Annotated in this window: 9 protein-coding genes; 5 read left to right on the top strand and 4 right to left on the bottom strand. The window is 71.3% G+C overall.

Translation table 11 applies throughout. The features are described 5' to 3' along the window. Window positions 1–258: 258 nt before the first annotated feature. Window positions 259–1122, bottom strand: a complete 864-nt coding sequence (locus ABZT03_RS34230) for an alpha/beta hydrolase (RefSeq protein WP_356046714.1) — start codon at window positions 1120–1122, stop codon at window positions 259–261. Window positions 1123–1231: 109 nt separating this feature from the next. Between ABZT03_RS34230 and ABZT03_RS34225 the strand changes: the two genes are divergently transcribed. From ABZT03_RS34225 to ABZT03_RS34205, 5 genes are all read left to right on the top strand, one after another. Beyond that, a complete protein-coding gene (locus ABZT03_RS34225) occupies window positions 1232–1669 on the top strand; it encodes a MarR family transcriptional regulator (RefSeq protein WP_356046716.1) in 438 nt (145 codons plus the stop codon). Between the two features lie 187 nt (window positions 1670–1856). Then, window positions 1857–2369: a DUF6584 family protein gene (locus ABZT03_RS34220; protein WP_356046712.1), complete on the top strand. Its 513-nt coding sequence runs from the start codon at window positions 1857–1859 to the stop codon at window positions 2367–2369. A gap of 193 nt (window positions 2370–2562) precedes the next feature. Then, on the top strand, window positions 2563–3549 hold the full coding sequence (locus tag ABZT03_RS34215; RefSeq protein WP_356046710.1) for an ABC transporter ATP-binding protein: 987 nt from the start codon (window positions 2563–2565) through the stop codon (window positions 3547–3549). Continuing rightward, window positions 3546–4910, top strand: a complete 1365-nt coding sequence (locus ABZT03_RS34210; protein WP_356046708.1) for an ABC transporter permease — start codon at window positions 3546–3548, stop codon at window positions 4908–4910. The genes ABZT03_RS34215 and ABZT03_RS34210 overlap by 4 nt, the downstream gene beginning before the upstream one ends. 4 nt (window positions 4911–4914) lie before the next feature. Further along, the gene (locus ABZT03_RS34205; RefSeq protein ID WP_356046706.1) at window positions 4915–7677 is read left to right on the top strand and encodes a bifunctional YncE family protein/alkaline phosphatase family protein; all 2763 of its coding nucleotides are present in this window, start codon (window positions 4915–4917) and stop codon (window positions 7675–7677) included. Between the two features lie 98 nt (window positions 7678–7775). Here the strand turns inward: ABZT03_RS34205 and ABZT03_RS34200 are convergent, their stop codons facing one another. The 3 genes from ABZT03_RS34200 to ABZT03_RS34190 all read right to left on the bottom strand — a co-directional run bounded on the left by ABZT03_RS34200 (window position 7776) and on the right by ABZT03_RS34190 (window position 10445). After that, window positions 7776–9020, bottom strand: coding sequence for an MFS transporter (locus tag ABZT03_RS34200; protein ID WP_356046704.1), 1245 nt, complete (start codon window positions 9018–9020; stop codon window positions 7776–7778). Between the two features lie 223 nt (window positions 9021–9243). Continuing rightward, entirely contained in the window at window positions 9244–9606 is a 363-nt protein-coding gene (gene gvpJ / locus ABZT03_RS34195; RefSeq protein WP_356046702.1) for a gas vesicle protein GvpJ, read from the bottom strand. 299 nt (window positions 9607–9905) lie between these two features. Next, on the bottom strand, window positions 9906–10445 hold the full coding sequence (locus ABZT03_RS34190) for a DUF6233 domain-containing protein (protein ID WP_356046701.1): 540 nt from the start codon (window positions 10443–10445) through the stop codon (window positions 9906–9908). Window positions 10446–10528: the final 83 nt, after the last annotated feature.

The following is a 10528-nucleotide window of genomic DNA, read 5'->3' as shown; positions in this document are numbered from 1 at the left end:
CCCGTTCGCGCACGACGCTTCCCCCGGCTCTTGAAGTCCTGGACGGTTCAATGCCCGGCGAGAGGGGCCCCGAAGCACAAGCCACCTGCTCCGATCCCTCTTGATCAAGGAGTGGACGGAGGGCCCCAACCCACCCTCCCACTGGGCGGGTTGACGTGCCGCATTCGGCTTGCCACGCAGCGAAAGGATCGTCCAGCACGCCCGAAGGCCGTCCCGTGAGCCGTCTCCCGACCACGGTGAACCACCCCGGTCACGGCACTAGGCGTACACCTCGCGCAGGAAGCGCAGCACGATGCGCGCGAACGCCTCCGGTTGTTCCATCGTCGTGTAGTGGCCGGCGTTCTCGAGCCGCGTGCTGCGTCCGTCAGGGACGGTGTCCATCAGCGCGGTCACTGTCCGCAGGACGCCTGGCGCGTCCAGGGCGCCGTCGACGGCCAGCACCGGCACGGTGATGCGCCCGGCGCGGGCGGCCACGTCCTGGACCGGGACGCAGTGGTCCGGCTCGTCAGGGGTGTGCTTCGTCAGGGTGCGCAGCGCCATCTCCCGTATGTGGGACGTGATGTCGGGGGCGAGGTCGGCGAGGGTGCGGGTGGGTCCCGCCGCCCACTGGACGAACGCGTCGAGCCAGCCCGGGATGTCACCGGCGGCGAGCGCGGCAGCCCGGGCCTGCTGGTGCGCCGCGGACCAGGGGTCGCTGAGGTCGGGCGCGCCGATCCCGCGGCCGCTCACGACCAGGGCGCGGACGAGTTCGGGGTGCTCGATCGCGGTGTCCACGGCGGTGAGCGCGCCCATCGAGACACCGACCAGCGTCGAGGGGCCGTCGAGGTCGAGATGGCGCAGCAGGGCGGCGAGATCGTCGGTCGGACGGAACGGCCCGCTCGCGTTCGCGGAGAACCCGTGGCCGCGGGCGTCCGGGGCGATGACCCGGTAGCCCTCGGCCACGAAACGGGGGGTCAGGTCGTCGAACTGGGTGTGGTCGGCGAAGCCGCTGTGCAGCAACACCAGCGGACGGCCGTCAGGGGGGCCGGCGTCGCGGTAGGCCAGCTTGCCGTCCTGCGATGCGAAGGTGTCGAACGCGGGGTCCGCGCCAGGGGTACGGGAGGAGATCGAAGCCTCGGTCATGACAACCAAGGTGCCATGTTTGGGTTCATCATGGCAACTCAGGTGTCATAATTGCCGAGTGACCGGGATCCAGCGCGACCTTTCGCCCGACGAACTGCCGGAACGGCTGATGGAGGTCTTCGCCCTCGTCGGACCGCTCTACCGCCGCGTCCAGCGCAGGATCGAGCAGGACGCCGCGCCGGACCTCTCCGTAGGCGTACGCGCCGTACTCGATCTGCTGCGGGAGCACGGGCCGATGACCGTCCCGCAGATGGGGCGGGCCCAGTCGCTGAGTCGGCAGTTCGTCCAGCGGATGGTCAACGACGCCGCCGCGGGCGGTCTCGTGGAGAGCATCCCGAACCCCGCGCACCAGCGCTCGTCCCTGATCCGTCTGACCGACGACGGCCGCACGGCGATCACCGCCGTGACCGCACGCGAACACGCCCTGCTGCGCCAGGCGAGCGGCAGCCTGACCGACGCGGATGTCACCGCCTGCGTGCGGGTGTTGAGCCGGATGCTGGAACTCTTCGACGACGTGGACGTCTCGGACGGCGATCCACCCCGGTAGCGCATGCCCGACGCATCGCACCCGCCTCACCGCGACGGCCGAGCCGCCTCACCGCAGCGGGTCGAGCCGCCTCGGCGCAACGAGCGAGCCGCCTCGGCACAACAGGCCGATCCGCCACGCCGACACCGTGAACGGCTTCGCCGAAAACCGGTCGAGCCACCCCACCGACTCGGTCGATCATGTACTCATGCCGCTCACCGAGACCCTCGTCCGCATAGACACCGACCTGGCCGCCGGCCGTGTCCCGATGGCGCGCCAGCGTCTGCGCGGGCTGGTGTCCTCCTTCCCGAACGACCTGACGCTCCGTCGCCGCCTCGCCGAGGTGTACCGGCTGTACGGCGAGCCCGCCGAGGCGGGGCGCTGGATGTACCTCGAAGCGGACCGGGACCCGGCGGAGACCGCCGCGTTCGAGGCGAGGCACCCGGCACCTCACCAGCGGATGAAGGCACTCGCGTGGAGTGGGCCCGAGTCCCGGGCGCGCTCCGACTTCGCCGAGAAGCAGCTGGCGGCGGTGCGGAGCGCCTGCTCCGAGGCACTGGGGCGCCCTGTCGACTGGGACACGGTGGCCCAGGGTGACGACACCGAACCGGGCTCCGGGAAAGGCTCGTTGAGTGGCGCGCTGGCGGGAGTCGGGTGCGTGGTGGTGGTCCTCGCGATGCTGGCGGTCTGGGTGAACGGGCTGGTCGCCCTCTTCGACTGACCCGGAGCGCTGGGGGTGTTGTGCCGCAGGTCGTGCCGCGCCGTATTGCCCGAGTCTGGCTGCATACCGAGCGCTTTGGGCCCGTGCACTTGCCGACGCCTTGACGATCCGTTCCCTGCGCGTTCAACCGGCAGCCTGTGCCCGCGTCGTGTGCCGTCCCTAAGGTCCCTGGAGGTTGCGGAGGAAGGGACTCATGGACACACTCCTCGCGGTCCGGGCTCGTGGGATCACCAAGTGCTTCGGTGACGTCGTGGCGCTCGACGGCGTCGATCTGGACGTGACGCAGGGACAGATCCACGGCCTGGTCGGACCGAACGGCGCCGGGAAGACGACCCTGCTCGGGCTCCTGCTGGGGCTGGCCGTCGCCGACGGCGGACGTCTCGACATCCTGGGTACGCCGGTCGGGCGGGCGCTCGCCGCACCCGAGGGTGTCGCCGGTTTCGTCGACGGACCCGGGCTCTACCCCTCGCTGACCGCCCGACAGAACCTCGCCGCGCTGGCCGCTCTCCGGGGCCGCGACGCGCGGACGGCGGGAGTCGACGACGTGCTCGACCAGGTCGGGCTCACCGACGTAGCCGGCGACCGGGCCCGCGGCTTCTCCCTCGGCATGCGCCAGCGGCTCGGACTCGCGGCCGCCCTGCTCACCAGGCCCCGGCTGCTCGTGCTCGACGAGCCGTCCAACGGGCTCGACCCGGCAGGCAAACGACACGTCAACAGTGTTCTGACCCGGCTCGCGGCGGAGGGGACCAGCGTGGTGCTCTCCAGCCACCGTATGGACGATCTCGAAGCGCTGTGCTCCGAGGTCACCATCGTCGCCACCGGACGTGTCGTCTTCTCCGGCCCGCTGGGCAAGCTGGCCGCCGAGAGCCGTGCACTCGACTACCGGCTGCGCACCTCCGACCCGGAGGCCGCCCGCGGGCTGGCCGACGACACGGCGGGCGTCCGCGTCCTCGCCGACGCCGGGCCGCCGGGCGATGCCGGTGTCCTCCTGGTGCGCACGCTGGTGCCCGCCCTCGACGACCTGGTGGTGCGGCTCGTGCGCGCGGGCATCGCGGTGCGTGAACTGGCGCCCGTCGTCTCGCCGTTGGAGGCCGCGTTCCTCGCCCTCACCGAGCGGCCGGACACCGGGCGGCCAGGGAACAAGGAGCCGGGCAACAAGCAGCAGGAGACCGGCAGATGACCGCGACCATGCCCCTGCCCGACCGGCGCGTCGCCGCCCCGCCCCGCGTGTCGGTGGCCCGCTGCTACCGCTTCGAACTGGTCAAGCTGGTCTCCCAGTGGCGCATCCGGCTGTCGGTGTCGGCCTGTTGGATCGTGCCGGGGCTCTTCGTCGCCGCGGTGAGCCGGCAGAGCACCCTGCCCTCCGACACCCTCTTCGGCCGTTGGATGCATGCCACGGGCTGGGCCGGACCGCTGGTGGTGCTCGGGTTCGCGGGCACCTGGGCGCTTCCGCTGCTGACCTCGGTCGTCGCCGGTGACGTGTTCGCCTCCGAGGACCGCCTCGGGACCTGGCGCCATCTGCTCGTGGCGGTCCGCTCACCTCGACGGATCTTCGTGGCGAAGGCGCTGGCCAGCCTGACCGTCATCCTGCTGCTCGTGGCCGGGCTGGGCTGTTCCAGCGCGGCCGGCGGGGTGGCGGCCGTCGGCGACCAGCCGCTGGTCGGTCTCGACGGCCATATTCTGACACCGTCGGACGCCGCCGGCCGGGTCGTGCTCGCTTGGGTGTGTGTCCTCGCGCCCACCCTGGCCCTCGCCGCGATCGGACTCCTGGGGTCCGTCGTGCTGGGACGCTCACCGATGGGGCTGCTTCTGCCCGCCCTTGTCGCGCTGGCCATGCAGCTCGCACAGATGCTGCCGCTGCCGGTGGCGGTACGCCTCGCCCTGCCCGGCTACGCCTTCATCGCCTGGAATGGGCTGTTCACCGGCCCGGTGCAGCTCGGCCCGCTGCTGATCGGCGTCGCCGTGAGCCTGGTGTGGGCCATGGCCGTCACCGCGCTGGCGTATCTGCTGTTCCTGCGGCGGGACTTCACCAACCTCACCGGTGACGGCGGCGGGCGCCGCGCCATCACCACCGGGCTGGTGCCGCCGCTCGCGCTGCTCGCACTCACCGTCGCGGTCGTCGCCGCCACCATCCCGGCGACGGGTTCCGGCATCCGGCAGGACAAGGTCCAGCGGTCGGTCGCCACGACGTTCGCCCACCTCTACCGCCGGCAGACGGACCAGCTCAACCGTCCCGACGTCACCGAGGCGCAGCTGCGGGTCACGGCGGTGTGCGACAAGGGCGACGGCCAGGTGACGGCCGAGGGAGCGGGCAACGACTGGCGGTGCGTCGTCACCTGGCATCTGCCCGGCGTTCAGGCCGCGGGGACGGCCGTCTACCAACTCGACATCACCGCGGACGGGCGGTTCGTCGCCGACGGCGACGGGCCGAAGGAAGTGAACGGCTACTTCCTGGTGCGGACACCGACCGGCAACGCACCCAACCCGTTGTGGCAGTTCGACAGCAACGTCGAACTGCTCTCCACCACCCGGAAGGGATAGCACCATGCAGGTAACGCGCCGTCGCCGGCGGGTCGAGAAGGAGCAGTTCGTCTTCTTCGGCAGACGCATCGGCCGCCGGACGACGCTGGTGACCGCGGGCGTCACCGCCGTCGCCCTCGCCGCCACCGGCACCGCCTTCGCCCAGACCCACCAGTTCGGCACCCAGCAGGTCGGCCAGAGCACCGACCAGGGCCAGGTCATCTCCAGCGACCAGTACATCGCCCCGTACGGTGACCGCCTTGTCATCGACAACGGCAAGATCATGTCGTCCTCGGTCAGCCCCGACGGCAGCCACCTGGCGGCCTCGATCACCGACGGCGGGCTGGCCCTGTCCATCGTGGACCTGAAGACCTGGAAGGTGCAGCAGCTCGTCGGCAACTCCGCGTCGGCGAACCTGCGCATCAGCGGCAACGCCGTGGGCCAGGAAGGCCCCACGTACTCGCCCGACGGTTCACAGCTGTGGCTGGGCCAGACCGACGGCTACACCAGGTTCACCGTCAAGGCCGACGGCAGCCTCGCCGACCCGAAGACCGTGAAGATCCCGGCGGACGGCGCCAAGCACGCGCTGGTGGGGGAGGCGGTGTTCTCCGCCGACGGCTCCACCGTGTACTCCGCGGTCAACGGCCAGAACCGGGTGGTCGCCATCGACGCGGCGACCGGGGCCGTGCAGCAGAGCTGGAGCGTCGGCAACGCCCCGCGTGACCTGGTCGAGGTCGGCACCAAGCTCTACGTCAGCAACGAGGGCGGGCGTCCGGCGAAGCCCGGCGACACCACGATCAACTCCTACAACACCCAGGTTCCGGCGAGCCCGGTGACCGCCGCCACCACCACGGGCACGGTCAGTGTCATCGACCTGGCGAACCCGGCCAACGCCGTCGCGAGCATCGACGTCGGTCTGCACCCCACCGCGCTGTACGCGAAGAAGGGGGCGGTGTTCGTCACCAACACCGCCACCAACGACGTGTCGGTCATCGACACCGCCCGCGACGAGGTCGTACAGACCATCGCCACCCGGCCGTGGCCGGAGGCGTCGGTGGGCTACGAACCCGACGCGGTCACCCTCACCGACGACGGGCACCTGCTGGTGACGCTCGGCCGCGCCGACGCGGTCGCCGTCTACCGGTACACCGGCCCGCAGGACCCCGTCAGTTACGTCGGCCTGCTGCCGACCGACTACTTCCCCGCGGAGATCGCCACCGTCGGCGACACCGTGGTGGTGTCCAACACCCGCGGTGTCGACGCCCGCCGCCCCACGACCAGCGCCGGGCACGCCACCCACGACACGACGTCGAGCGTGCAGCACTTCACGCTGCCGAGCGACCGCGTCATCAGGTCCCAGACCGCCAAGGTCTTCAGGCAGAACGGCTGGACCGGCGACGCGGTCGACGCGGCGCGGGGCCGGGACAAGGGCAAGGCGAAACCGGTACCGGTGCCCGTGCGGCTCGGCGACCCCTCCACGATCAAGCACGTCTTCCTCATCGTGAAGGAGAACCGGACCTACGACCAGCTCTTCGGCGACCTTCCGCAGGGCGACGGCGACCCGGCGCTGGCGGAGTTCGGCGAGAACGTGACGCCCAACCAGCACGCGTTGGCAGGGCAGTTCGGCCTCTACGACAACACCTACGACATCGGCACCAACTCGGCCGAGGGCCACAACTGGCTGATGCAGGCGGACAATCCGGAGTACACCGAGTCCTCGGCCGGTGAGTACGCGCGCAGTTACGACACCGAGGACGACGCGCTCGGCCACCAACGGACCGGCTTCCTGTGGACCGGCGCGCAGGCGGTCGGCAAGTCCGTGCGGGACTTCGGCGAGTTCCAGCAGTTCCTGACCAAGCCGGCCGACGCGAGCTGGCAGAACCTGTACTGCGACGCCAGGAACATGGCAGCGACCGGGCAGGACACCGCCTACCCCCTCCACTCGTCCTCGCCGATCCCGTCGCTCAACGACGTGTCGGTGCCCGGCTTCCCGAAGTTCGACACCAGCGTCCCGGACGTCTACCGGTCCCAGATCTGGAAGCAGGACTTCGAGAAGAACGGGCCGGCGAACCTGAACATGTTCTGGCTCTCCAGCGACCACACCGGCGGCCCGGCGAACGCGGCCGCCCAGGTAGCGGACAACGACCTCGCGACCGGCAGGATCGTCGACGAGATCTCGCACAGCAGGTACTGGAAGGACTCGGCGATCTTCGTGGTCGAGGACGACTCCCAGGCCGGCCTCGACCACGTCGACGGCCACCGAGCCCCGATCCAGATCATCAGCCCCTGGGCCCGGCACGGCGTCGTCGACAACCACTACTACTCGCAGATCACCATGATCCGCACCATCGAGCAGATCCTCGGGATCCACCCGATGAACCAGAAGGACAGCGCGGCCAGCCCGATGAGCGCCGCCTTCACCCGGAAGGCGGACTTCACGCCGTTCACCGCGCTGCCCAACCGGACCTCGCTGACCGCGGGCCTCGCGACGCCGCCGTCCTGCGGCGTGGACACCCCGGCGCCGCAGGACCCGAAGGCGGCGGCCGCGCCGTCGGCGAAGGTGCCCGCGGCGAAGCGGGACCTCGCCGCGAAGTGGGACGTGTGGAAGACCCACCAGCGGCTGACCGGACCGAACGCCGTTCCCGACTTCGCCAACCCCGCGCAGATGAACCACTTCACGTGGTACCAGACGCACGACTGGGCGAAGCCCTACCCCGGTGAGAGCAGGATCTTCGCTCCGCAGGACGTGCCGGGCGCCTACCTCCCGTCGTCGGAGAACGACGGCTGAGGCGAGCTCTCCGCGACGAGGGGCCCTGACCGGCGTCACCGCCGGTCAGGGCCCCTTCCGCGTGCGCTGCCACGGACCTGTGGACGGCCCGGGCCCCGTCAGGCGAGGTGCGCGGCCTGTTCCTTCGTCCCGCGGGGCGCGCTCTCCCGGCGCGGCAGCAGGAGCGGGGTGGCCAGGAGGAGGACCCCGGCGGCCGCGATCGCGGTGCGGGTACCGGCGACGGCCGCCAGCACACCCCAGGCGGCGGTGAGCGCCGCGATGGCCGTACTGGTGCTGACCGACCACGCGGTGAGCGTACGGGCGATCCGGTCCGGGTCGGTGTGGTCGAGCCGGTAGGTGGCCAGCACCGGGTTGAACAGGCCGCAGCAGGTCACCAGGCCGAGTTGGACGGCGATGATGAGCGCGATCCCCGGGAGACCGGGCCCGACGAACGCCAGACCGACGGGCCAGCACGCGCGCAGCGCCCCGGACGTGAGCATGACCTTGTGCAGCCCGAACCGGGTGACGAGCCGGCGGGCCAGGCGTGCGCCCACCAGGCCGCCGACGCAGGGGGCCGCGAAGGCGAGACCGTACTGCCAGGGCGCGAAACCGAGGGGACCGAGCAGGAGCACCGCGAGCAGCGGTTCCGTCGCCATGATCAGGCCGTTGACGGCGAGCGCGTTGAAGAACAGCGGGCGCAGCACGGGGTGGGCGAGGATGTGGCGCCAGCCTTCGAGCAGTTCGGCTCCGCGCAGCCGGTGCGCGGTCGCTCGCGCGGGGCGCGGTTCGCCGCCGCCGATGGCGCGGATGCCCAGCGCCGAGAGCAGATAGCTGAGGGCGTCGGCCACCACGGTCGTCATCGGCCCGAACATCCCGATCGCGGCTCCGCCGAGCGGCGGGCCGACGACCGTCGCCGTCCATGTCGTGGACTCGAAACGGCCGTTGGCGACGAGCAGGTCCTCCGGTGGGAGGAGTGCCTTGAGGTAGGCGCCGCCGGCCGCCCTGAAGGCGATGTCCGCCGCGGCGACGGCCACGGAGACCACGAGGAGCTGGGAGAAGGTGAGCCGGCCCAGGGCGTAGGCGGCGGGGACGCTCAGCAGCGCCGCGCAGCGGATCAGGTCCGTCGCCACCATGACCGGCCGCTTGCGGCGGAACTCCACCCACGGCCCCAGCGGCACCGCGACCAGGGCCCCCACCGCCCGCCCCGCGGCGGCCAGCGCCGCCACCTGCGTCGGGCCGGAGTGCAGCACGAGTACCGCGATCACGGAGAACGCGCCGAACCGCAGGCCGGTGCCGTACGCGCTGACGGCATACGCCGCCCACAACCAGCCGAACCGCCTCCCCAGCGCCCGCCTCCCCGCCATACCCCCGCGCCTCCCGCCGCTCGGAACACCCACTTCGGACCACCGGCATCCAAGCGGTTCACGCACGCGGGGATCAAACAACCGACCTGCGGGTCGGTACAACGAACGGTTGTGTCTGCGCGGTGGCGGTGGGCGGCGCCGCGTCTCGGCGGCGATGGCGGGTGGACCCGAACGCGGTCCGGGCGGCTCCGGACGTGCGCTCCTGCCGGGGCGTCCGGAATCCCTACCTGCGGCGACCCTCCTCGCGGCCCTGCTGGAACGCGTCGGCGAGCGTCTCGGCGGCACCGGACAGGACGCCCTTGGTCTTCGCGTGAGCGCCGGATTCCATGAGCTTCCCCGGAAGTTCGGTCAGTCCGGCCGGCTTGCGCGGGCCCGCCTCCAGGTCGAGGCGGTTGCAGGCCTCGGCGAAGCGGAGGTAGGTGTCGATGCTGGCCACCACGATCCGTACGTCGATCGTGAGTATCTCGATGCCGATCAGGGAGACCCGCACATACGCGTCGATCACCAGTCCCCGGTCGAGAATGAGCTCCAGGACGTCGTAGAGGCCGCTGGAGCCTCCGCCGCCCTGCCGTCCTGCCACGGTCATACGACCAGCCCCTCGCCCTTGCTCGTGATTGCGCCGTGCGCTCCTTCTGCCCGGCCGCGGACTCCCGATGCCCGTCACCGGTGGGCCGGCGTGACCGCCTGCGCGCCACCTCCGCTGATTCGCGGCCACTCGCCCGCGCCGTAAGGCCGTCGGCCGGTCCCTAGGCACGGGTGTCGGTGAACCGCACGGCCGGGCCCCATGCCGCCCGGACGGGGGCCATGCACCACTGGCACAGCGGGCTGCCGCCGCGTCCGTACCGGTGGGTCCTGCGCCGGCAGATCGCACAGGTGCCGACCAGGTCACCGGCGCAGGTCAGCGCCGACGGGTCCGGCTCCGTGACGGGGGGCGGGGGAGTGCTGGCCATCGGGTGGTCCTCTTCCGGGCAAAAGGTGCATATTGCCGTACAAGCAGCATAACCATTGGTGGTAGGGGTGTTCGATCGGCCTGGTGGGGCGGGTGTGGCCGGTGCGCGCGGCGGTGGCGGCGGGTGGGTGGCCGCATAAGTCGAGAATGTGCAGTCGGCTGTCGGGCCGGCAATGGACGCAGGCGCGGACGCCGGTGGTGAGAAGGCGCCGGGCTTCGTCGCGTTCGACGGCGCGCCGCCGCTTGCCGGCCATGTGGCAGTCCCCGGCGTGGACCTGCACGGGTGGGCGCCCTGTGCTGATACCGAGTTCGACGAGCCACTCCGGCGGCTCGGGCCGGCTCCTGCGGCCGCGTTCCTGCTCCGCCTGTCGTTGCTCCAGAGCCGCGATCTTGGCGTTGACGCGGCTCAGCCAGAGGGTGTGCCACACCCGCAAGGTGTGCAGGCGCTCCAGGTCTGGCGGCAGGTCATCGAACATACATTTGATTCTATGCTCATGATCCCGCGTCGCGCTCTCGCGTGTTCGATTATATGTTCGATAACCTGAGGTGTGGGAGGTGA

Origin of the sequence: Streptomyces sp. NPDC005574, from assembly GCF_040605435.1 — a bacterium.
In the GTDB taxonomy this organism is placed as follows: Bacteria; Actinomycetota; Actinomycetes; order Streptomycetales; family Streptomycetaceae; genus Streptomyces.
The sequence above is the reverse complement of the archived record's forward strand: the minus strand, read 5'-3'. Positions and strand labels throughout refer to the sequence as shown.